This is a genomic window from Corallococcus sp. CA054B (genome assembly GCF_003611625.1).
GTDB lineage: Bacteria > Myxococcota > Myxococcia > Myxococcales > Myxococcaceae > Corallococcus > Corallococcus coralloides.
Map to the genome: position 1 here is coordinate 1 of NZ_RAVY01000065.1, position 22,828 is coordinate 22,828.

19 protein-coding genes are annotated in these 22,828 nt (G+C 70.4%); 10 read left to right on the plus strand and 9 right to left on the minus strand.

Translation table 11 applies throughout. The features are described from left to right. Both D7V80_RS41830 and def read left to right on the plus strand, forming a co-directional pair. On the plus strand, positions 1–4,663 hold a 4,663-nt coding region (locus tag D7V80_RS41830), incomplete at its 5' end, for a response regulator receiver protein (RefSeq protein WP_120589294.1). Between the two features lie 53 nt (positions 4,664–4,716). Next, the gene (def, locus tag D7V80_RS17740; protein WP_120589295.1) at positions 4,717–5,244 is read left to right on the plus strand and encodes a peptide deformylase; all 528 of its coding nucleotides are present in this window, start codon (positions 4,717–4,719) and stop codon (positions 5,242–5,244) included. Here def and nth read toward each other — a convergent pair. Beyond that, on the minus strand, positions 5,241–5,951 hold the full coding sequence (gene nth / locus D7V80_RS17745; RefSeq protein WP_120589296.1) for an endonuclease III: 711 nt from the start codon (positions 5,949–5,951) through the stop codon (positions 5,241–5,243). The two genes, def and nth, sit on opposite strands and share 4 nt — an antisense overlap. Positions 5,952–5,986: 35 nt before the next feature. Here nth and ltaE point away from each other — a divergent pair, with 35 nt between their 5' ends. Continuing rightward, on the plus strand, positions 5,987–7,012 hold the full coding sequence (gene ltaE / locus D7V80_RS17750; RefSeq protein ID WP_120589297.1) for a low-specificity L-threonine aldolase: 1,026 nt from the start codon (positions 5,987–5,989) through the stop codon (positions 7,010–7,012). A gap of 156 nt (positions 7,013–7,168) precedes the next feature. Next, complete coding sequence (locus tag D7V80_RS17755; protein ID WP_120589298.1) at positions 7,169–8,182, plus strand: M23 family metallopeptidase; 1,014 nt, start codon at positions 7,169–7,171, stop codon at positions 8,180–8,182. 30 nt (positions 8,183–8,212) lie between these two features. Here the strand turns inward: D7V80_RS17755 and D7V80_RS17760 are convergent, their stop codons facing one another. After that, complete coding sequence (locus tag D7V80_RS17760; RefSeq protein WP_014394187.1) at positions 8,213–8,482, minus strand: HU family DNA-binding protein; 270 nt, start codon at positions 8,480–8,482, stop codon at positions 8,213–8,215. Positions 8,483–8,806: 324 nt separating this feature from the next. Between D7V80_RS17760 and D7V80_RS17765 the strand changes: the two genes are divergently transcribed. Next, positions 8,807–10,264, plus strand: coding sequence for a hypothetical protein (locus D7V80_RS17765; RefSeq protein WP_147447129.1), 1,458 nt, complete (start codon positions 8,807–8,809; stop codon positions 10,262–10,264). On the opposite strand, the gene D7V80_RS17770 is transcribed toward D7V80_RS17765, so the two are convergent. After that, positions 10,255–11,373 carry an alpha/beta fold hydrolase gene (locus D7V80_RS17770; protein WP_120589300.1) on the minus strand — a complete coding sequence of 373 codons (1,119 nt, stop codon included), beginning with the start codon at positions 11,371–11,373 and terminating at the stop codon, positions 10,255–10,257. The two genes, D7V80_RS17765 and D7V80_RS17770, sit on opposite strands and share 10 nt — an antisense overlap. Positions 11,374–11,489: 116 nt before the next feature. On the opposite strand from D7V80_RS17770, the gene pssA reads away from it, so the two are divergent. From pssA to D7V80_RS17790, 4 genes are read left to right on the plus strand one after another with little or no spacing between them, the layout of a single operon-like run. Beyond that, positions 11,490–12,344 (plus strand): CDP-diacylglycerol--serine O-phosphatidyltransferase, encoded by an 855-nt coding sequence (pssA, locus tag D7V80_RS17775; protein ID WP_120589301.1) that lies wholly within the window; start codon positions 11,490–11,492, stop codon positions 12,342–12,344. A 57-nt stretch (positions 12,345–12,401) separates the two neighbouring features. Beyond that, positions 12,402–13,667, plus strand: coding sequence for a CinA family nicotinamide mononucleotide deamidase-related protein (locus tag D7V80_RS17780; RefSeq protein ID WP_120589302.1), 1,266 nt, complete (start codon positions 12,402–12,404; stop codon positions 13,665–13,667). Continuing rightward, positions 13,664–15,163, plus strand: a complete 1,500-nt coding sequence (locus D7V80_RS17785; RefSeq protein WP_120589303.1) for a hypothetical protein — start codon at positions 13,664–13,666, stop codon at positions 15,161–15,163. Before D7V80_RS17780 ends, D7V80_RS17785 begins: the two co-directional genes overlap by 4 nt. 57 nt (positions 15,164–15,220) lie before the next feature. Continuing rightward, complete coding sequence (locus D7V80_RS17790) at positions 15,221–15,730, plus strand: DUF1285 domain-containing protein (RefSeq protein WP_199738717.1); 510 nt, start codon at positions 15,221–15,223, stop codon at positions 15,728–15,730. Here D7V80_RS17790 and recA read toward each other — a convergent pair. Continuing rightward, entirely contained in the window at positions 15,727–16,752 is a 1,026-nt protein-coding gene (recA, locus tag D7V80_RS17795) for a recombinase RecA (RefSeq protein WP_120589305.1), read from the minus strand. The two genes, D7V80_RS17790 and recA, sit on opposite strands and share 4 nt — an antisense overlap. A 281-nt stretch (positions 16,753–17,033) precedes the next feature. On the opposite strand from recA, the gene D7V80_RS17800 reads away from it, so the two are divergent. Next, a complete protein-coding gene (locus D7V80_RS17800) occupies positions 17,034–18,413 on the plus strand; it encodes an NAD(P)/FAD-dependent oxidoreductase (protein WP_233585449.1) in 1,380 nt (459 codons plus the stop codon). Here the strand turns inward: D7V80_RS17800 and D7V80_RS17805 are convergent. From D7V80_RS17805 to D7V80_RS17825, 5 genes are all read right to left on the minus strand, one after another. Continuing rightward, positions 18,336–19,973, minus strand: coding sequence for a YifB family Mg chelatase-like AAA ATPase (locus D7V80_RS17805; RefSeq protein ID WP_233585451.1), 1,638 nt, complete (start codon positions 19,971–19,973; stop codon positions 18,336–18,338). The two genes, D7V80_RS17800 and D7V80_RS17805, sit on opposite strands and share 78 nt — an antisense overlap. A 229-nt stretch (positions 19,974–20,202) precedes the next feature. Further along, a complete protein-coding gene (locus D7V80_RS17810) occupies positions 20,203–20,718 on the minus strand; it encodes a biopolymer transporter ExbD (RefSeq protein ID WP_120566598.1) in 516 nt (171 codons plus the stop codon). Continuing rightward, on the minus strand, positions 20,718–21,131 hold the full coding sequence (locus tag D7V80_RS17815) for a biopolymer transporter ExbD (RefSeq protein ID WP_014394198.1): 414 nt from the start codon (positions 21,129–21,131) through the stop codon (positions 20,718–20,720). The genes D7V80_RS17810 and D7V80_RS17815 overlap by 1 nt, the downstream gene beginning before the upstream one ends. Before the next feature lie 101 nt (positions 21,132–21,232). Further along, positions 21,233–21,910: a MotA/TolQ/ExbB proton channel family protein gene (locus D7V80_RS17820; RefSeq protein WP_120589306.1), complete on the minus strand. Its 678-nt coding sequence runs from the start codon at positions 21,908–21,910 to the stop codon at positions 21,233–21,235. Between the two features lie 75 nt (positions 21,911–21,985). Beyond that, on the minus strand, positions 21,986–22,729 hold the full coding sequence (locus tag D7V80_RS17825) for an energy transducer TonB (protein ID WP_120589307.1): 744 nt from the start codon (positions 22,727–22,729) through the stop codon (positions 21,986–21,988). Positions 22,730–22,828 lie beyond the last annotated feature (99 nt).

Consider the following 22,828-nt stretch of genomic DNA (forward strand, 5'->3'; position numbering starts at 1 on the left):
CTCTGACGGGACGGACTTCGGTTCGGTCGCGGACGACGTGGCGGCGGAGGAGGGCGCGCCCGCGGAGCCGACCGCGGAGGAGCTGGCGGCGGCGGGCCTGTCGAACTGGGACGTGCTGGAGGCGGACCTCAAGGCCTCCGCCGACGCGCGTGAGCGGGATGAGGAGTCCTCCTCTTCTAACGCGAAGCCGGTGGGGTCGGACTGGTTCGACTCGGAGACCGTCGAGGATGCGAAGACGGAGGGGTCCAAGCCCCTCCAGTGGGCGGAGCCGGCGGGCACCGGGAGCCCGACGGAGGCGGCACGCGCGAAGGGTGATGCCGCGAAGCCGGACAAGGCGGGGTCGCGTCCGGATGAGGCCAAGGCGTCGCGCGATGGTGGAGCGGCGGAGCGTGCGAGTCCCGAGCGGCCGCTGCGTGTCGCGGCCCGGGTCCCGCTGCGCTCGTCCGGGAAGAGCAGCGCGGGCGTCGTGGCGACTGTCGGCGCCTCGCCCGCGAGCTCGGGTGACGCAACAGGCGCGGGAAGCAGCTTGGGCAATTCGGCAGGTGCGGGCGTCAATGCCGCGGGCCTGAGCGACAAGGCCGGTGCTGCGGCATCGGACGGCACCTCCACGCGCCCGGGCGACGAGTCCGGAGTGGGCGATGCGGCGCGAGCTGGTGGCAGCGCCGCGGGCCTGAGCGACGCGTCCGGAACGGGTGAGTCGGCCTCCTCGAATCCGCGCGACGGGGCCTCGTCGCGCGCGGACGCACGGCTCGAAGCCCAGGCACCGTCGTCGCCGCTGCAGGTGCCCGGAGGACTGCAGCGGGCGAACAAGACGCGCACCCAGGAGCAGGAAGCCTCCGCGCCAGCGCGCACGGACGCGGCCGAGCCGTCGTCGGAGCTCGCCGCGGAGCTGGAATCGCTGCGTGAGGAACTCGCGCTGGCCCACGCCGCCATCGAGGAGGCAGAGGCCCGGGCCGCGGACGCGGAAGCCCTGGCCGAATCGGAGCAGTCGCTCCGCGTCGAGCTGGAAGAGCGCATCGCGAGCGAAGAGCGGGCACGCGAAGACGCGCGGCTCGAAGCGGACGCGGAGGTCGAGGCCCGGAGCGCCGTGGAGGTGCGGGCCGAAGCGGAGGTCCACGCCCGAGCCCGAGCCGAGTCCCTGTTGAAGCAGGCCTCGGAGGCGAAAGAGGCCTCGGAAGTCCGGGCCGTGTCGGCGACGGAGGCCCTCGCGGAGGTCGAGGCACGGCTCGCCTCCGAGGCTGGAAGCCGCGTGGAGGCCGAAGCCCGCGCGGAGGCCGAGGCGCGCGACCGCCGCGAAGCCGAAGCCCTCGCGGAGATGGCCCGGCTCGAACTCGTCGAACTCGAGAAGCGCCTGGCCACGGAGGTCCAGGCGCGCGAGGAGGCCGAGCTCCGAGCCCGCCAGGAAGCGCAGACGCGCGAGGAGGCCGAAGCCCGCGCCGAGCTGGAGCAGGCCGCACGCACGGACGTGGAAGCGCGGCTCGCAGCGGAGACTGAAGCAAGAATCGCGGCCGAAGCCCGCGCGGAAGCCGAATCCAGGGCCCGAGAGGACGCGCGTCAGCGAGCGCAATCCGAGTCCGAGCAGGCGGAGGGCCGCGACAGCAAGGACGCCGCGCTCCGCTCGGACCTGGAAACGCGGCTCGCCGAGGCGGAAGCCAGGGCCGAGGCGGAGGCGAAGGCGCGCACCACCGCCGAAGCGAAGGTGAAGCACTCCGCGCAAGCGCTGTCCCTGGTGGAGGTGCGAGCGCACCAGCTGGCCCAGTCGCTGGCCGAGTCCGAAGCGAAGTCGAAGCAGTCCGTGCAGGCGCTGGCCCAGGCGGAGACGCGGGTGCAGCAGGCCACGCAGGCGCTGGCGCAATCCGAGGCGAAGGCGAAGCAATCCGCGCAGGCACTGGCGCAGGTGGAGGCCAGGGCGCAGCAACTGGCGCAGGTGCTGCTCCAGGGTGAAACCAAGGCAAGACAGTCCGCCCAGGCCGTGAGCCAGGCCGAGGAGGCCCGAGCCGCCGCGGAAGCCACCGCTGAACGAAACGCCGAAGCCCTGGCCCAGGCGGAAGCCCGTGCCGCGAAGGCCGAGGAAGCCCTGGCCGAAGCCCTGGCCCGAGCGGAAGACGCGGATGCGGCGAGGCAGCAGAACGAGGCGCGGTTCGCGGAGACGCTGAACCAGGCCAACGCCCGCATGGAGCAGCTCAAGCAGGCCCGCCAGCGAGCCGAAGCCCAGGCCGCGCAGCCCGCCGAAGCACTGCTCCAGGCGGAGGCCCGCGTGGAGCAGCTGACGCAGGCCCTGAATCAGGCCGAAGCACGAGCCACCGAAAACACCGAGCAGCTGAAGCAGGCCCTGGCCCGCGAAGAGCAGCTCAACGCCGAAGCGAAGAAGACCGCCGAGCAGCTGGAGCAGGCACGTGCCGAAGCAGCGGCGCGCGCGGATCAGCTCACGCAGTCGCGCACTGAAGCCGAAGTTCGCATCGAAGAACTCGTCCGCGCGCGCACCGAAGCGGAAGCCCAAGCGGAACAGCTTGAGCAGGCGCGCACTGAAGCCGAAGCCCGAGCAGATCAGCTCACGCAGGCACGTGCCGAAGCCGAATCGCGCATCGAGCAGCTCACTCAGGAACACGCCGAAGCGAATGCCCGTGCGGAACAGTCCCTTCAGGCGCGCACCGAAGCAGAGGCCCGCGCGGAGCAGCTCCTTCAGGCGCGCACCGAGGCCGAAGCCCGCATCGAACAACTCACGCAGGCACGAGCCGAAGCAGAGGCCCGCGCGGATCAGCTAGCGCAGGCGCGCACCGAGGCCGAAGCCCGCATCGAACAACTCACGCAGGCACGAGCCGAAGCAGAGGCCCGCGCGGAGCAGCTCGCGCAGGCGCGCACCGAGGCCGAAGCCCGCATCGAGCAGCTCGCCCAGGCGCGCACGGAGACCGAGGCGCGCGCGGAGGAATCCACCCGCGTTGGCACCGAGGCCCAGGCCCGCATCGAGCAGCTCACGCAGGAGCTGAACCAGGCCAAGGCCCGGGCGGATCAACTCGCGGAGTCCCTCGCCCAGGCGGAGGCCCGCGCGGAGCAGTCCACGCACGCCCGGACCGACGCGGACGAACTCGCACGGACCCGCCTGGCCCAGGCCGAACAGGCCCGCGCCGAAGCGGAAGCCACCGCCGACCAGCAGCTCCAGGCCCGCACCGCCGCGGAAGCCCGCGCCCTTCAGGCCGAGCAGAAGGCCGCCGAAGCCACCGCCAAAGCCACCTCCGAGGGGCGGCTGCGCACCGTGCTGGAAGTCCGCCTCGACTCCGAGGCCCGTGCCCGCCAGGACCTCGAAGCCCGCCTCGAAACCGAGTCCCAGGCCCGCACCGCCGCGGAGTCCCGCCTCGCCGCCGAGACCCAGGCGCGCACCGAAGCCGAAGCCCGCGCTCGCTCCGAATCCACGGACCTCACGCAGGCCAGAGACACCCTGCAAGCGCAGCTCGACCAGCTCCGCGAGGAGCTCACCCGCGAGCGCGAAACCCGCGCGAGGCTCGAAGCGGAAGCCGTCGAACAGCGCCTCCAGGCCGAACGCGAGCGCGAAGAACTCGAAGCCCGAGCGCAGCGGGACGCGGAGGAAGCCGCGGCCCAGGCCCGCGCCACCATCATCCCCCTCGAATCGCCCGGCCGTCCGGAGATGGCGGTGGCCCGCAGTGGCAGCCTCACGCAGGAAGGCCTCGCGCGCCTCATCCTGCGCCTCTGCGACGCGCGCATGGAGGTGCGCCTGGAACTCAAGGTGATGAACGCCTTGCGCGTCCTCTGGCTGCGCGACGGAGCCCTGGTCGGCGCCGCGTCCTCCGCGCAGGGGGAATCCCTCGTCGACCGCGCCCGCGCGGACGGCCTCATCGACGCGCGCCAGGAAGCCGAGCTGCGGCTCGTGCGCAGCGCCACCACCGGCACGCTGCTGGAAGCCCTGCGAGGGCGCGGCTACGTGCGCGAAGCCGAGTCCGTCCCGCTGGTCCAGCGCTACACCGAACAGGTCTTCCTGGACGCGCTCTCGGAGCCCTCCACGCTCTACCGCCTGGTGCCGGAGCCCGCGCCCCACGAGGTGGCGCTCGCCGCCGCCACGCGCCCGCCGCTGCACCTGCTCGCGGAAGGGCTGCGCAACACGCTCACCGCCGAATCGCTCCTGGACGCGGCGGGTTCCCTGCGAGCCCAGGTCGCCCGAGGCGACGCGCACATGCCCCCCGCGGACTTCGGCCTCTCCGCCCGCGAGCTCCAGCTCCTCCAGGCCGTGGACGGCGAACGCACACTGGAGTCACTGCTCCTGGGCGCGGGCCTGCCGCAGGACGGCGCGCTCAAGACGCTCGCGGTGGCGAGGACGCTGGGCCTCATCGCGCTGCATCCGCCGTCGGAGGACGCCCAGGGCAACCTGCCGCCGGAGCTGGACGTGCACCGCCTGGAAGCCAAGTTCGAGGAGATCCAGGACGCGGACTACTTCACCGTGTTGGGGCTCGCACGCTCGGCTGGAAGCGAGGAGGTCAAGCGGGCCTACGCACTGCTCGCCGCCGAGTTCCACCCGCTGCGCTTCGCCGGCCATCCGGACCCCGCGCTCCAGCACCGGGCGCAACAGATCCGCGCGGTGTTGACGGAAGCCGCCCGGGCCTTGGGAGACGACCGCCTGCGGGGCGAGTACGCCCGTAATCTGCTCGACTGATGCCCGGTGGAACGGTTGCCCGTCGCGGTCCGGAGGGGTTAAGAGTCCCCTCCATGGTTCGCGAGATTCTCATCTGGCCCGACCCCATCCTGAAGCAGAAGGCCAAGCCGGTGGCGAAGGTGGACGACAAGGTCCGCGCGCTCATCAAGGACATGTTCGAGACCATGTACGCCGCCGAGGGCGTCGGTCTCGCCGCCCCTCAGGTGGGCATCCTCCAGCGCATCATCGTCCTGGACACCCGGCCGCAGCAGCCGGACTCCAAGCCCCTGGCGATGATCAACCCGGAGTTCGTCCTGCTCGAAGGGGAGACGACCTACACGGAGGGCTGCCTCTCCATCCCCGGTGAAGCCGAGGACGTGGACCGCGCCGCCTTCGCCACGGTGCGCTACCTGGACGAAGAGGGCCAGGAGCAGACGCTGCGCTGTGACGGCCTCCTGGCCATCGCCGTGCAGCATGAGACGGACCACCTGGACGGCACCGTCTTCGTGGACCACGTCTCCACGCTCAAGCGCGAGTTCATCCGCAAGCGCATGAAGAAGCTCAAGGCCTCGCGCGAGCAGGGCGCTCCGGCGTCCGCTTAGGCCTTCGCGGTGGCGCGCACGCCCTTCTTCGGGCACCGGTCCGCCACCACGCAGGAGCCGCAATCGGGCGAGCGCGCGAAGCACGTGCGCCGCCCGTGCCACACCAGCAGCTGATGCCCCAGCGTCCACCGCTCGCGAGGCAGCAGCGCCTGCAGGTCCTTCTCCACCTTGTCCGGGTCTTCGTGGGTGGTGAAGCCCAGCCGGTACGCCAGCCGCTTCACGTGCGTGTCCACGGGGAAGGCCGCGTCGCCGCCCAGGTGGATGCACACCACGCCCGCCGTCTTCAGCCCCACGCCCGGCAGCTGCGCCAGCGTGTCGCGCGTCAGCGGCACCTGTCCGCCATGCTCCGCGACCAGCGCGCGCGCCGTGGCGACGATGTTCTTCGCCTTCGCGCGGTACAGCCCGCAGGTGCGGATGAAGGGCTCCACGTCCGTGGGCTCGACGCGCGCGTAGGCCTGGGCATCCGGGAAGCGGGCGAACAGGGCAGGGGTCACCAGGTTGACGCGCTTGTCGGTGCACTGCGCGGACAGGATGACGGCGACCAGCAGCTCCAGCGGCGTGCGGTAGTCCAGCTCGATGCGGGCGTCCGGCATGGCTGCTTCCAGACCGTCCAGGACCGACACCGCACGCTGCCGCTTCTCACCCACTGTCTCTCGCCGGGCCACGCGGGCGTTGTATGTCACGGGGCGGCCCCGCCCAAGCGCCATGGCGGGGCATCCCTTTTCACGCAGCGAGGAGAACCATGAAGCCCATCGACTTCCGCTCCGACACCGTGACGAAGCCCACGCCCGCCATGCGCAGGCTCATCGCCGATGCGGAGGTCGGTGACGACGTCTACGGCGAGGACCCCACAGTGCGCCGGCTGGAGGAGCGCGTGGCCGAGCGGCTCGGACTGGAGGCCGCCGTCTTCGTCCCCTCCGGCACGCAGGCGAACCAGATCGCCATCGGCGCGTACTGCCGCCCCGGCGACGAGGTGCTCACGGAGGAGGGCAGCCACATCCTCCAGTACGAAGGCGGCGCGGTGCCGGCGCTGTGGGGCGTGCAGCCGGGGCCCCTGCCGGGCGAGCGCGGCCTGCTGAAGCCGGAGACCGTCACGGCGGCGGTGCGCGAGGACAACATCCACAACCCGCGCACGCGCCTGCTGTCGCTGGAGAACACGCACAACCGCGGCGGCGGCACGGTGTGGCCGGTGGAGCGCTTCAAGGCGGTGGTGGAGGCGGGGCGCAAGGCCGGGCTCGCGGTGCACCTGGACGGCGCGCGGCTGTTCAACGCGGAGGTGGCGGCGGGCCAGCCCGCGTCCGCGTGGGCGTCGCTGACGGATTCGACGTCGGTGTGCTTCTCCAAGGGGCTGGGCGCGCCGGTGGGCTCGGCGCTCGCAGGCAAGAAGGACGTCATCCGCGAGGCGCGGCGGCTGCGCAAGCGGCTGGGCGGAGGCATGCGGCAGGCGGGCATCCTCGCGGCGGCGGCGCTGTACGCGCTGGAGCACCACGTGGAGCGCCTGGCCGAGGACCACGCCAACGCGCGCCGGCTGGCGGAAGGCCTGGCCCAGGTGCCGGGCGTGAAGGTGGACCTGGCGCGGGTGGAGACGAACATGGTGTTCGCGGACCTGGTGCGTCCGGCGGCGGAGGCCTCCGCGCTGCTGCTGAAGCAGGGCGTGCTCGCCAACCCCACCGGCCCGCACTCCATCCGCCTCGTGTGCCACCTGGACGTGTCCGCCGCGGACATCGACGACGCCCTGGCGCGCATCCGCAAGGCCTTCGCCGGCTGACCCGGGCAGCACTGGCCGCGGACGGGCAGCCCCGAGAGGCGAGCCACCCCGTCCACGCCACCAGGTGCGAACCGCACGCACCTGTGCGCCATGGGAAATGATCCACGCCCCCAGGGTGGGTGGACGGCCCGGCGCGCGTGGTAGGCTCGCCGCGCCGTGCGCCGACCCGCCGTCCTTGCCCTGTTGGCCCTCTCCGCCTGCGCGACGCCGCGGCCGGGGAAGATGAGCTTTGAAGAGCTGTACGCCACCTCGGGCGACAGCGGCTTCGCCAGCACCGGCACGCCCTTCCTTCCCCGCGAACCTGACCGCGCCCGTGGGCCCCTGACGCCCGAACGCTCCCCGGAGCTCGAAGCCGCCCTCGCCGCGTTCACGCAGCAGGCCCAGGCCTACCGCGCGAAGGTCCAGCGCGGCAGCGCCATGCCCGCCGAGCAGGTGCGCAACTGGGAGGCGATGAACGCGGCCCTGGACGCCTTCCTGGCCCGGCCGGTGGAGCACACCGACACCCGCGACCTGACGCGCGCCCGGGGCGTGATGGAGGCGGAGCTGGAGCAGGACGCGCGCCTGTACGGCGACATGCCGGGCTCGCTCGCGGAGGCCGTCGTGGTGCGCGTGGGCCGCCTCATCGTGCGCGCGTCCACGCTGCGCCGCTGGGAGCAGCCGCCGGAGCCCTCCGGCCCGCCGCGCCTCGCCTGGCCCGTGGAGCCGGTCACCATCACCAGCCTCTACGGCGACCGCTGGCACCCCATCACCGGGCGGCTGCGCCGCCACTCGGGCGTGGACCTGGCGGCGCGCCGGGGCCAGCCCGTGGGCGTCGCGGACCGGGGCGTCGTCCTGCGCGCCGGCTGGAACGGCGACCACGGCAAGATGGTGGAGGTCCAGCACGACGGCCAGTGGGTGACGCGCTACAGCCACCTGTCCGAGGTCCTGGTGACGACCGGCGAGGTGCTGGCGAGGGGCGAAGTCGTGGGGCTCGCGGGGGACACAGGCCTGGCGACCGGCGTCCACGTCCACTTCGAGCTCTGGCACGACGGCAGTTCGTTGGATCCGCTGGAGGCGCTCGTCGCCCCCGAGGCGGCCCCGGACGAGGAGCGTCCCGTGGCCCGCATCCCGGCGGAATCCCCCGTCCTCACGTCCCAGGGGCGTCACCCGGCCACGGGTTCGCGCCCCTGAGGGGGACGGGCCTTCACGACGGCCCTGCGACTACAGCGAGTTCTTCAGCTCCTTGGCCGGACGGAAACCGACCGTCTTCGACGCCTTGAGCTTCATCATCTCGTTGGTCTGCGGGTTGCGGATCTTCCGAGCCTTGCGCGAACGCAGCGACCACGTGCCGAACCCGGGGTAGCTGAAGCGGGTGTCCTTCTTCACCGCCTTGCCGATGTTGGTGAAGACGCTGTCGAGGATCTGGGCGGCCTGCTTCTTCGTGAGCTTCGACTGCGCAGCCACCACTTCCACGAGCTCTGCCTTGGTCATGACACCCCTCCCTCTTGCGTTGTCTGGCGTTGATCGAGCGGATGGCGGAGGTAACAAATCGAGGTTTCGACTGTCAATGCGCCACCTGCTCCCAGGCCGGAAAATCGGCCTCCGGATGAAAACTGGCCTCTGAAAATACCCCCTGTAGAGAGAGGGGAGGATCGCATCTTTTGATACATCCTCATACTCCCGCTTTCCACATCAGGGAATGTGATCGCCTGGTGATCGAATCCGCATGAAAGGCATTGGAAAATCGATCACTTAGCAGTCGCTGCTGATCCAGCTCCAGCAGGGTGCCATCAGGGGGCTAGAGTGCCTGCCCGCGTGCCCGCCCGACTGCTTCCATGGCTCCTCGTCCTGTTGTGCACCTGCTCGCGGCCGTCCCCACGGCCCCAGGCGACGGGCGAACTCTGGGTGGACGGAGGGGCCTCGGGCGGCGACGGCACCCGGGAGCGGCCCTTACGTTCGCTGGCTGACGCCCTGGCCCGCCCCGGTCCGAAGCGCGTGCACCTGGCCTCCGGCCGCTACGAAGGCCCCTTCCGGCTGCCGGAGGGCACCCGGCTCGTGGGAGAGGGGTCCTCTACGATCCTGATCGCAGCGGACCTCGACACCGCCGTGGTGGAGGCGCCAGGGGATACCGCCCTGGAGGCCCTGACGGTCGAGGGCGGCGGCTGGGGGCTGGAGGCCCGGGGCCCCGTGCGGCTCCAGACAGTGACCTTCCGGAATCAGGCCCGGGGCGCCATCCGGCTGGGCGCGGGTCCGCTGGAGGGCAGGGGGCTTCGCTTCGAGGCAGGGGCGGGCAGCCAGGCGCCGGTCGCGGTGGGCGTGCTCGTGGAGGCCGGACCCGTGGCGGGCTCCGCGCCGTCCCTGAGCCTCCGGGACAGCGCGTTCACAGGGGCCCACGACCGCGCGGTTCGGGTCCGGGGTGGGGCCACGGTGCGCCTGGAGGGGGTGGACTTCCAGGGCCCCCGGATGGCGCTGAGCCAGGACGGCGGCGTGGCGGAGGTCGAACGGGCGAGAGCCTCGGGGGGCTCGGGCACGGCGTTCTCCACGGTAGGGGGCGCGCTGACGCTGGTGGACGTTCGGGTCCAGGGACACGAGTACGCCGTGACGGCCCACCAGGCCCAGCTGTCGGTGCGGGGCTTCAGCTCGGAGCACGCCACGCGCGCGGGGATGGGGCTCACCGCGACGACCGGCCTGCTGGAGGACGTGGCGGTGAAGGACGCGGGCAACTACGGAGCGCTTCAGCTCACCGCCTCGGACCTGGAGGTGCGGCGCTTCCGCCTGGAGGGCTCACGGGAATACGGCGTGGTGGCGCTGCAGGGCCGCGTGCGCCTGCGGGACGGCGTCATCAAGGGCGTGAGCACCGCGGATGGCCTCGCGGGAGACGGGCTCCACCTGCGCCAGGTGGAAGCGGACGTCGACACCGTGACCGTCGAGGGGGCGAAGGGCACCTGCGTTCTGGCGACGCAGCGGGCCCGCGCGACGCTCCGCGGCGCCCGGCTCTCGGGCTGCGGGCTCGCCGCGCTGGCGGTGGATTCGAAGGCCACCCTGGAGTCCCGGAACGTCGACGTGCGCGACACCCCGGGCTCCATCCTGGTGGCCATCGAAGAGGGCCAGTTGCAGGTGGAGCACCTCACCGCGAAGGACGCGCGGGGCGAGCTGGTCTCCACCGACTGCGAGGGAAAGACGCGCGTCCAACTCCGCCACGTCGACGCGGGCACCCGGCGAGGACTGGGCTCCCCCTGCGTCCAACTCGACGCTCGCCCGCCTCAGCCCTGAGCGGGCGCGGGCGTGGGAGGCAGGGGCGTGGCGCGCTGTTCGAGCCACTCGCGAATGACGGGGTAGACCTCCATGGGCGCGCCGGTGCCGAAGATGAGGTCGCCGTGGCCGTAGTCCATCTTGTCCCCGCGGTCCCGGCCAAAGACATGCAGTGTGCGATCCGGTGACGTGAGCAGCGCGTACTGCGCTTCCACGTTGGCCGCGGTGGCCAGTCGGTCCGCGCTGCCGCCCATCACCAGCACGGGCAGCTGGAGCTTCGCGATGCCCGCGCGCCAGTCCGTCTTGCGGTCGTAGGAACGGAACGCGTCGTGGGAGATCCAGTCCTGGAACTGGAGCAGCACCTTGCGGCTCATCGCCGCCATCATGTTGACGGACAGCTGCCGCAGGACGCGCGGCGGAACATGCCGGGGGTTCACGACGATGTCCGACAGGGGCAGCGCGAGGTAGCCCAGGAAGGGCGCCATGCTGGCGCTCACCCACGACTGCCGGATGCTCCCGGGCCACGCCGCGCGCACGCCCAGCGAGACGAGCGTCCGCAGGAACGGCTCCGACTTGAGATACACCGGCGCGCCCAGCTCGAGCAGCCCCGCAAGCTTCCCGCCATCGGGCCCCTGCGCCACGCCGTACCCCACCAGGCCCCCCAGCGAGTGGCCCAGCCAGAAGGCCTGCTTCGCGCCGGTCTCCTTCAGCGCCAGCTCCAGCAGTGCCGGCCCATCGTGATGGATGTGGTCGTCCACGGTGAAGTCCGTGGGCCGCCGGCCCCTGGGCGGACGCTGCGAGTGCCCGGTGCCGCGCCACTCCACGCTGAAGCAGTCGAAGCCGGCCTCGGTGAGGTAGTGGGCCACGGAGTAGGGCGGCTCGAAGTCGAAGGTGAAGCGGTTGGCCGCCAGCCCGTGGCACAGCAGGACGGGCTCCGCGAAGCGGCGCACCGGCGCGCGCCGGGCGTGCACGGTCAGCTCCCACCCATCCGCGCACTTCACGCGCAGCAATTCGGGAAGGGGCCCCTTGAGGCGGTACCAGCGCCTCACGAGCAGGACCCACACCACGTTCACCAGCAGCAGGACGGCCGCCGCGGCCAATCCCCACAGGGCCCACTGCCCGTACGGCATTTCTCCTCCCATAGGACCGGGGACTGACTCCGGCGCGAATAAAACCCTGCTAAGGTCCGTTCCCTCGCCGTTTCTGCCACATGGGCAGCCGACCACCTGGGGAAGTCGAGGGAACGATGAAGCTGCGGAAACTGATGTTCGTGCTCCCGAACCTCTTCACCGTCACCTCCATCTTCTGTGGCTTCTACGCCATCACCCTGTGTTCGGGTGAGGCTGAACCGGTGCAGCTGTACCAGGCGGCCCTGGCCATCCTCTTCGCCATGTTCTTCGACGGGTTCGACGGACGGGTGGCCCGCCTGACGAAGACGCAGAGCGACTTCGGCATGCAACTCGACAGCCTCGCGGACGTCATGTCCTTTGGCGCGGCGCCGGCGCTCCTCGTCTACAAGTGGGCGTTGGCCCCCATGGGCTTCTGGGGCCTGTTCATCTCCTTCGCGTTCATGGCCTGCGGCGCCATGCGGCTGGCGCGCTTCAACGTGCTCGCCATGCGCAACCCGCACGGCGGTGGCGGCGGCTTCTTCGTGGGGCTCCCCATCCCGCTGGCGGCCGGCGTGCTCGTCTCCCTCATCATCTCCCACCACGTGGCCAGCCAGGGCGAGGCGCTCGGTGACGGCGCGCGCGTGCCGGTGGCGGTGGCGGTGGGCGCCCTGGCGCTGCTGATGGTGTCCACGGTGCGCTACCGCACCTTCAAGGACGCGCGTCCCAGCCGCAAGACGGCGCTCGTCTTCATGGCCATGGCCCTCACGGGCGCGTTCATCGCCCAGCAGTTCCACCCGGCCTGGGTGCTGGTGACGTACTTCGCCGCGTACCTGGTCATGGGGCTGGTGGAGTCCGCGGTCTCCGTGCGCAGCCGGCTGGCGTCGCGCAAGGTCGGCGCCGTCGCGGCGGTGGCGGTGGCGGCCGGGCTGGACGAGGACGACGACGAGGACTCCGAGCCCAACGCCACGGACGACGGTCCCGCGTTCCTCTGAGCAGTCAGGCGCGGGAGCCGGGACGCGGACCGTGCTGGCCGCTAGGATGCCCGGCCCATGCGCGTCGAGCTGCTGTGCACCGGTGACGAGCTCGTCACCGGCCTCATCACGGACACCAACAGCACCTACCTGGAAGCCCGCCTCTTCGACCTGGGCGTGAAGGTCGCACGGGTGACGCTGGTGGGCGACGTGCGTCCGGACATCACGGGCGCGCTGCTGGAAGCCTCGGCGCGCGCGGACGTGGTCATCGTCTCGGGAGGCCTGGGGCCCACCGCGGACGACTTCACGCTGGAGTGCGCTGCCGCGGCAGCGGGCGTGTCCATGGAAGAGGACGCGCGGGTGCTCGGCTGGCTGAAGGAGCGCTACGCCGCGCGGGACATGGCCCTGAATCCGGGCGCCCTGCGCATGGCGCGCATCCCCGCGGGCACCGAGCCGGTGCGCAATCCCCAGGGCTCGGCGCCGCTGGTCATCCAGCAATTGGGCCGCGCCCACCTGTTCTTCCTCCCTGGTGTCCCGCGCGAATACCGCGCCCTGGTGGACGGAGAGGTGCTGCCCCGCGTGCGGACCTGGCTCGCCGCCGAGTCCGGTCGCACGTTCCGGGCCTTCCGTCTGCTGCGGACCGTGCGCCTGCCCGAGTCCGTGCTGAACGAGCGGGTGATGCCCCTGGCCCCCAGCCACCCCAGGGTGGTGTTCGGCTTCCGGACGCACGCACCGGAGAACCACCTGAAGCTGATGGCGGAAGCCCCCACGCAGGCGGAGGCCGACGCCGCGCTCGCGACCGCGGAGGCCGCATGCCGGCAGGCGCTGGGCACGCACGTCTACGGCGCGGATGGCAGCGAATACGCTCCCGTCCTCCTCGACCTGCTGGCGCGCGGCGGTCACACGTTGGCGGTCGCGGAGAGCTGCACGGGCGGCCTCGTCGCGCAGGAGCTCACGGCCGTCCCGGGCTCCAGCCAGGTCTTCATCGGAGGGGCGGTCGCCTACTCGGAGAAGATGAAGTCCGCCTGGGTGGGCGTGCCCCCGGACATCCTCGCGAAGCACAGCGCCGTGTCGTCCCAGACAGCGCTCGCCATGGCGGAGGGAGTCCGCGCCGCCTGCGGTGCCACGTTCGGCCTGTCCGTCACGGGCTACGCGGGGCCCGGCGGAGGCACGCCCGAGGATCCCGTGGGCACCGTGTACTGCGGGCTGGCCGGTCCCGGAATGGAGCCCCGCTGCGAGCGGATCTCGCTCTCGGGTGACCGGGACCGGGTCCGCCTGTTCGCCGCGTCCCACGTGCTGGAAATGTTGAGGTTGCACCTGCTCGCCGTCCCCGTGTCGCCATGAGTCGCTCCAAATCAAAGCGTCCCCGTCCTTCCGCCCTGGAAGCGCCGTCCACGGTGCCCCCGGACTCCGCCACCGCGGGCGAACCCGTCGCTGCCACGCCCGAGCCCTCCGCGCCGCTCGCCAGCCCCACGACGGCGACGGAGTCCACCAGCCCTCCCACGTCGCCGCCCGGAGCAGGAGCGCATCCGGTGCGGAGCGCGGTGCGCCTGTGGCTGTCCGCCTACCGGGTGGAGGTGGTGCTGTTCCTCATCGCGTTCGCGGTGCTGTCCAGCTTCAGCTCGCAGCGCTTCCTCCGGCAGAGCGCCGCGCCGCACTTCATCTACCAGGCGCAGTCCTGGCTGGAGGGGCGGCTCGACGTGGACCCCAAGGTGCTGCCCAACCTGGAGGACTGGGCCTGCGTGCGGCTGGTGGACGGCCACAAGGTGCGGTGCGAGGGGCGCCCGCTCCGCGATGACCGCTGGTTCGTCAGCTTCCCGTCCTTCCCCGCGGTCGCGATGCTCCCCTTCGTCGCGCTGCACGGCTACCAGTTCAACGACACCTCCTTCGGCGTCTTCGTGGGCGCGCTCGCGGTGGCGCTCTTCTATTCGCTGCTGCGCTTCCTCGCGCAGGAGGGGGAGACGGAGCGCAACCGCGACGACAACGTGGCGCTGTCGCTGGTGCTCGCCTTCGGCACGCTGTTCTTCTACTGCGCCATCCGGGGCGAGGTCTGGTTTGGCGCGCAGGTGATGGGCGTGGCGCTCACGTGTCTGTACGTGCGCAACGCCGTCAAGGCGCGGCGCCCCGTGCTCGCGGGCCTCTTCTTCTCCATGGCCGTGCTCACCCGCACGCCGCTGGTGTTCGCGGGCCTCTTCTTCGTCCTGGAGGCGCTCTGCCCCGGGCCGGACCGGCTGGCCCAGCTGAAGGCCCTTCCCACCGCGTGGAAGCCCGCCCTCCGCAAGCTCGTCCTCTTTGGCGCGGGGGCCGCGCCCCTCGCCGCGCTCGCGGCCGCGTACAACGTCTACCGCTTCGGTAAGCCCGGCGAGTTCGGCCACTCGTACCTCTTCAACAACCGGGTGAACGTCGACATCGACCGCTTCGGGCTCTTCAACATCGAGTACCTGTCGCGCAACCTCCAGGCCGCGTTCCTCAAGCTGCCGCAGGTGTCGCTGTCTCCGCTGAAGCTGTCGTACGACCCGCATGGGCTGACGCTGCTGCTCACGCTGCCCCTGCTGGTGTTCCTGCTGGTCCCCCGCACGCGTCCCCGGCTGCACTGGCCCCTGTGGCTGACCGTGGCGGTGTGCGCGCTTCCGGGGCTCTTCTACCAGAACACCGGTTACATGCAGTTCGGCTTCCGGTTCAGCCTGGACTACACGCCCTACCTGTTGTTGCTCTTCGCCATTGGCGGATGGTCGCTGCGCAACCGCGCGGTGATTGCCGTGCTGGCGCTTGGCGTGCTGGTGAACTTCTGGGGCGCCGTGGCCTTCCGTGGCTACACGGAGTACGTGCGGAACTGGTAGGCATCGAGGCTCCGGCGGCTTGAATCCGCCGGCCTTTCTCCGCACATGAAGGGCGACATGCAACCTCCCACTGGTCAGCCCCCTCCAGGCAAGCGTTGGCACACCCGTGAGGACAGCGGCATCCGTCTGGATGCGGCGTTGCGCTGGTGGCACGACGACGAGCCCATCGAGCACCCGAAGATCATCGAGCTCTTCAATGCCTCGCTGGTCCTGGATGACGACGGGCGCTACCAGCTCCGCATCGCCCAGGACTGGTGCTACGTCCAGGTGGAGGACGCGGCCTACGAGGTCCGCACCGTGGACATCACCCCGGACGAGCGTGTGTCCCTGCGGCTGAGCGACCGGACGGCCGAAGCCCTGGACCTGGGGTCGCTCCAGCTCTCGCCGGACGGAGTCCTCACGTGCCGCGTGAAGCAGGGCAGGGCGAAGGCCCGCTTCTCTCGCGATGCGCAGTACCAGTTCGGCGAGCTGCTGGAAGAGAGCCCCGAAGGGCACCTGGTGCTGCGCGCGGGCGAACGCCACTGGGAGGTTCCCCTCTCGCTGGAGGCACTCCAGGCCGCGACCTAGGCCGCCGCGGCGTCCCCGGCCGGCACGGCGGGCGCGGTGGTTCCCACCAGGTCGCGAGCGAGGGCCTCCAGGACGTCCGGGTGCTCCCGCAGCCACTCGCACGCCCGCTCACGGCCCTGGCCGATGCGCTCACCCCGCAGGCTGAAGTGGCTGCCCGACTTCTCCACCACGCCCGCGCTCACGGCCAGGTCCAGCACCTCGGCGGCGCGGTGGATGCCCGTGCCGTAGAGCACGTCGAACTCCGCCTCCTGGAACGGAGGGGCCAGCTTGTTCTTCACCACCTTCACGCGGGCCCGTGAGCCCACCACCGCGTCGCCCTCCTTGATGTTGCCCGTGCGGCGGATCTCCATGCGCACCGACGAATAGAACTTCAGCGCGTTGCCACCCGTCGTCGTCTCCGGGTTGCCGAACATCACGCCAATCTTCATGCGGATCTGGTTGATGAAGATGATGCAGGTGCCGGAGCGGCTCACCGCGCCCGTGAGCTTCCGCAACGCCTGGCTCATCAGCCGCGCCTGGACACCCATGTGCGCGTCACCCATCTCCCCTTCGATCTCCGCCCGGGGAACCAGCGCCGCCACGGAATCCACCACGATGAGGTCCACGGCGCCCGAGCGCACGAGCTGCTCGGTGATTTCGAGCGCCTGCTCCCCGGTGTCCGGCTGCGCCACGAGCAGTTCCTCCGTACGCACCCCCAACTTGCGCGCATAGGACAGGTCCAGCGCGTGCTCCGCGTCGATGAAGGCCGCAACGCCTCCCACGGCCTGCACCTGCGCGATGGCATGCAGGGTGAGTGTCGTCTTGCCGGAGGACTCGTTGCCGAACAGCTCCACCACGCGCCCTCGCGGATAGCCCCCCACGCCCAGCGCGCGGTCCAACCCCACCGAGCCCGTGGGAATGACCGCCACCTTCTGCTCCGGTGCGTCCGCGCCGAGCGTCATCACCGCGCCCCGTCCGAACTGTTTCTCGATGGACGCCACCGCCGCCGCCACTGCCTTCAACTTCTCCGTCAGCCTGCTCATCTCGTCTGCCTCCCTCGCCGCCCTGCGGGCTGGATGCCTCGGGGGTGGGCAGAGCAACGCGCATGCCGCGCGGGCTTCCTGGCGGAAGGACCTGCAAGGGCGTCCAGGTTCGCCGGAGCCGTCCGAAATGGCGGAGCGGCGTGGCTGTCTCCCGTGTGCTGAGAAGGCGCAAAGGTGGGGGCGTCTCCGCATAAGCAGACACGAGGGAAGGTGACAGTCCGGCTTGAGGGGATGGAAGGCTTTACGTTGAAACCCTGGCGCGTCGCCGTGACATTTCTCACGTGAATACGACCCGTGAGAACCTTCCCCATGTGGTCATCCTGGGAGGCGGCTTCGGCGGCCTCTACGCGGCCCGGTACCTGCGAAAGGCAGGGGTTCGCGTCACGATGGTGGACCGTCACAACCACCACCTCTTCCAGCCGCTGCTGTACCAGGTGGCCACGGCGACGCTCAGCCCCAGCGACATCGCCGCGCCACTGCGGGCGATGCTCGGGCGCGATCACGTCCAGGTGCTGCTCGCGGAAGTCACTGGCGTGGACACCGCGCGCAAGCGCGTCCTGCTGGCGGACGGCGAGCTGGCGTATGACTTCCTCATCGTCGCCACCGGGGCGACGCACTCGTACTTTGGCAATGACGCCTGGTCGCGACACTCGATGGGATTGAAGACCGTCGAGGACGCGCTGGAGGTCCGCCGCCGCGTGCTGCTTGCCTTCGAGCAGGCCGAGCGCGAACCGGACCCCGAGCGCCGCCGCGCGCTGCTTACCTTCGCCATCATTGGCGCGGGTCCCACGGGCGTGGAGCTGGCGGGGGCGCTGGCGGAGATCAGCCGCAATTCATTGTCGGGTGACTTCCAGAACATCGACCCACGGGATGCACGCGTCATCCTCATCGAGGGAATGGACCGCGTACTCCCCACTTATCCCGAGAACCTCTCGGCGGAGGCCCGCCGGGTGCTGGTGGGGCTCGGCGTCGAGGCCCGCACGGGCACCCGGGTCACGAACATCGACGCCGCGGGCGTGGACATGGGCCCTGAACATCTGGCGGCCCGCACGGTGCTCTGGGCCGCGGGGGTGGAGGCCTCGCCCGTGGCCCGCTCGCTCGGCGTGACGCTGGACAGGGCAGGGCGCGTCCCGGTGACGCCGGAGCTCACCGTGCCCGGGCATCCCGACATCTTCGTCGTGGGGGACCTGGCGCTCGTGAAGCAGGAGGACGGAAGCGCAGTGCCGGGAGTTGCGCCCGCGGCGATGCAGGAGGGCAAGCACGCGGTGCTCAACCTCCGCCGTCAGCTCGCGGGTCAGCCCATGCAGTCCTTCCACTACTGGGACCGGGGAACCTACGCGGTCATCGGCAGGGGCCATGCCGTGGGTGTGGCCTTCCGCCGGGTGAAGCAATCCGGCTTCGTCGCGTGGTTGGCCTGGCTCTTCATCCACATCACCTTCCTCATCGGTTTCCGGAGCAAGCTGGCCGTGCTGCTCAACTGGGCGTACTCGTACCTGACCTTCGGCAGGTCCGCGCGCATCATCACCGGCCCCGCTCCCCGACTGGAGGAGCGGGTCGTGCAGCCCCTGCCCTCGAGTGGAAGGTCAGCCCAGGTCGAAAGGAGCCCTGAGCCGTCCATCCAGCTCGGAACCCTGGTGCCTGACAAGAGTGGGACGGGATGAGGCATTCACCGCGCCCCGGGTATTGGCGTGGAGCCAGCCCCGGCGGTCCAGCATCCGGCAATCGACGGCGAGCCGCATGTCCACGTCTTCGATACGTCCGTGTCCCTCCAGGTCCGCGCGCGTCAGCGCGAGCTTGAGGATGCGGTCATGCGCCCGAGCGGACAGGCCGAATTGAGTGACCGCGCTCTTCAGCTCCTCCTCCGCCTTCGGTGACAGGGCGCAGTAACGGCGCAGCAGGTGCGAGGGCATCTGGGCATTGCAGTGCACCCCTGGCGTGTCGTGGAAACGGGCGCGCTGCCGCTCGCGCGCGGCCTCCACCCGCTGCCGGTAGTAGTGGCTGGGCAGTTCCTGGCTCTTTTCGGCGAGGTGGTGGTACTCCACCGGCCGCGTCTGCACGGTGATGTCGATGCGGTCCAGCAGCGGCCCGCTGATGCGCGAGTGGTAGCCAAAGATGCGGTGCTCAAGGCAGCTGCACGTGCGTCCGGGGACGTTGAAGTAGCCGCACGGGCAGGGATTCATCGCCGCCACCAGCATGACCCGGCAGGGATAGGTGATGTGCTGTGTGGCCCGCGCCAGATGGATGGCGCCTTCCTCCAGGGGCTGGCGCAGCACCTCCAGCACGTTCTTTCGGAACTCCGGCAGCTCGTCGAGGAACAGCACGCCATGGTGGGCCAGGGACAGCTCGCCTGGACGGGCCATGGGGCCACCGCCCACGAGCCCCGCATCGGACAGCGTGTGATGGGGCGCGCGAAACGGACGCTCGCGGATCAGCGCCTGCTCGTCTCCCAGCAGCCCCTGGATGGAGTAGACCTTCGTGACCTCCAACGCCTCGTCGAAGGTCATCTCGGGCAGGATGCCTGGCAGCCGTCGCGCCAGCATCGTCTTGCCCGAGCCTGGCGGTCCGGCCATCAGGATGTTGTGGCCGCCCGCCGCCGCGAGCTCCAATGCCAGCTTGAGCTCCGGCTGCCCCCGCACGTCGGCCATGTCCGCGGCCACCGTGCGAGGACGGCTCAGCGCGCTCCCCGTGCGCGTCAGCGGCGTCAGCGGGGCCTTGCCAGTAAGGTGTCCCACGGCCTCTTTCAGGTGGGCCACGGACAGCACCTGGAGGCCTTCCACCAGTGCGGCCTCCGCCGCGTTGGCTGCCGGCACCATGACCCCCTGGAAGCCGCCATTCCGGGCCGCCACGGCCAGCGGAAGCACTCCCTTGATGGCCTTGATGGAGCCATCCAGCGACAGCTCTCCGCCAAAGAGGTAGCGCTCCAGCGGTTCCTCCTCCAGCAACCGCGCCGCCGCCAGGACGCCCAACGCGATGGGCAGCTCGAAGGCCGCCCCTTCCTTGCGGATCTCCGCGGGCGCCAGGTTGACCGTGATCCGCTTCTGCGGAAGGTCGAAGCCCGCGTTCTTCAGCGCGGAGACCACCCGGACCTTCGACTCCCGGGCTGCTCCCTCTGGCAGCCCCACGACGTTGAAGTAGGGCAGCCCGAGGGCCATGTCGACCTCGCACTCCACCACCACCGCGTCGATGCCCATCAATGCCCCCGACCGCACCCTCGCCAGCATCGTCTCCCCCTTCCAACAACCCGTACCGAGGAGGGGAGAGCAATGCCCATACCGGCGCGCTGCCCTCACAGGCGGCCATCCGCGGCCATCCCACGCGGCAGACGTCGGGTCCCGAGCGGGGACATGGGAGGCCTGAAAAGAAGAAGCCCGCTGGCGTCGGAACGCCAGCGGGCTTCGGATGGAATCGGTGACGGCGTGTCCGCGCGTCAGCCCTGACGGAAGGCGCTAATCAGGGCGTCGGCGGGGCAGGGGGCGCGGGCGGCGCACCGTCCGGCGTGGTCTGCGTACCCTGGATGACCGCGTTCTGGGGAAGCTCGGTGGCCATGCCCAGGATCTTCGCTCCCGCGGCACGGGCGCCATCCAGCGCCACCACGAGCTTGCCGTAGTTCGCCGCGTCATCCGCCATGAAGAAGACGACCTTCTCGTCCGGCTTCTTGGCGTTCAGCATCCGCTTGAGGCGGGCGACGTAGTCCGACGCGGGGATCTGCTCCGTGTTGATGGAGTAGGCGCCGCTCTTGTCCACCTGCACGACGATCTGCTGATCATCGGGCTCCGGCGGCGGCTGGTTCTCCTCCACCTCCGTCTCCGGGACGCGGACGAGGATGTCCTTCTCCAGGAGGGGCGTCACCACCATGAAGATGATGAGGAGCACCAGCACCACGTCCACCAGGGGCGTGACGTTGATCTCCGAGTTCGGCGCGGACGCGGGCTTGACCCACTGACGCTGCTTGTGTCCTCGGGACATTACTTCTTCTCCTCCACACCCAGGGCGATCTGCTTCGCCTTCGCCTTGCGGGCCGTGTCCAGCACCTTGCGCACGTCGCCCACGTTCAGGGCGTTGTCGCCCTTCAGGAGGATCTTCTTGCCCGGATCCTTCACCAGCTCCGCGGCGATCTTCTCCTGGAGCCCCTTCTCGTCGACCTCATCGTTCTCCACGAACATCTTCTTGTCCGGGGTGATGGAGAGGATCAACGGATCGGCGTCCGTCTTGCCTTCCTTCTCAATCTCCGTGGCCTTGGGCAGCTCCACGGACTTTCCGCGCTGGAGCATGGGCGTCACGACCATGAAGATGATGAGGAGCACCAGCACCACGTCCACCAGGGGCGTGACGTTGATCTCGCTCTTGATGCCCCCTTTGGGGCCTGCTGACATTCCCATGCGTGCACCTGTATCCGGGAAGGAACGCCCACCCCGGGGCAGCGCGGCTTCTCAGCCGGACCGCCCACATGGGTGGGGACGTCCCAGGGTGGGGCTTAAGACTAGGCCGTGTGCGACGAACCGCCGCCCACGTGCCGGGCCACCACGTCCAGGAACTCGTTGGAGGACTCGGAGATGTCCACGGAGCGGGCATCCACCCAGCCCTGCAGGAAGTTGTAGGCCATCACCGCGGGGATCGCCACGAGCAGACCGAACGCCGTGGTGATGAGCGCCTCGGAGATACCGGCGGAGATCGTCGCCAGACCGCCGGAGCCCGCCGCCGCCATCAGCTGGAAGGCGTTCACGATACCCATCGTGGTGCCCAGCAGGCCGACGAACGGCGCCGTCGAACCGACCGTGGCCAGCAGGCCCAGGCCGCGCTTGAGGCTCTGCACTTCGCGCTGCGCCTGGCGCTCCAGCGCGCGGGCCACGGACTCCACCGCCAGGTCCTTGTTGCCGGGGGTGATCCGGTACGCCGTCAGGCCGGAGTTGATCACGCGGCCCAGGTGGCCCACGTCCTTGCCCAGGTTGGTGTTCGCCGCGGTGGTCAGGTCGCCCTTCGCGAGGATGGCGCCCATCTTGGCGGCGAAGTTGCGGCTGTCCGAGCGGGTCTTGCGGAAGACGATCATCCGCTCCGCCATGACGACCAGCGACGCCACCGACATGATGGCGAGGGTGAAGATGATCATGCGGGCGAAGAGGCCCGTGTGGTTCCAGATATCAAGCAGAGTGAATTGCATGGCTGTGGAGCGCTCCTCCTCACGAGCGCGAAGTGATGTTCGGCGGACTGCTCAAGCGGGGCTGCCTGCCTTGGATCAGCGCGGCAGCTTCAGGTTGAAGTTGAACGTGTACTGCACTTCGACCGGCCTGCCCTGGAACGTGACCGGCTTGTAACGTGAGGCGGTGAGCACGTCCATCACGGCCTGCTCCATGTGAGGGAGCGGCTTGATCGTGCGGCAGCGCTCGACCTTTCCCTCGGTCGTGATCACGCACTTCACGATCATCAAGCCCTGCACGCGAGCCTCGAGGGCCTCACGCGTATAGGACACTTCCGGACCCGCGATCTTCTCAGGACGCGTCATGCCCTGGCCGAACGCCAGCACGTCCGTGCCCGTTCCACCCAGCTGACCGCCCACCACGCCACCGATCACGCCGCCCACCACGCCACCCACCACACCGCCCGCGACGCCACCTTCCACGCCACCCTCGACCTCGGACTCGCTCGCCTCTTCCTCGGGCTCGGGCGCGGTCTCCGTCTCCTGCGGCTTCTGCTGCGGGATCTCCTTCGGCTGTACGATCACGTCCTTGGGCTTCTTGGGCGTGACCTTCTTCTCCGTCTTCGGCTTCGACGCCGGGGGAGGCGGAGGAGGAGGAGGCGGCGGAGGCGCCATCGTGGCCTTCAGCGTGACCTCGACTTCCTTCTCCTCCACGGGAGGCGGACGCGTGGAGAGATAGGCCACAAGACCCAGCAGGCCAACGTGGAGCAGCGTGGAAACGCCAGCACCCACGCCGAAGCGCGACCTGGGTCCTTGCCCGCGGTCAAGGACTGAATCGAACATGCAAGTAACTCCTCTTCACCAGTGGACTACCCGTCCCCGCCATGCCCGGATTGAAGGGCGGCCACCATACAGAAAAGGGTTCCGGGTTCAAGCAACCGT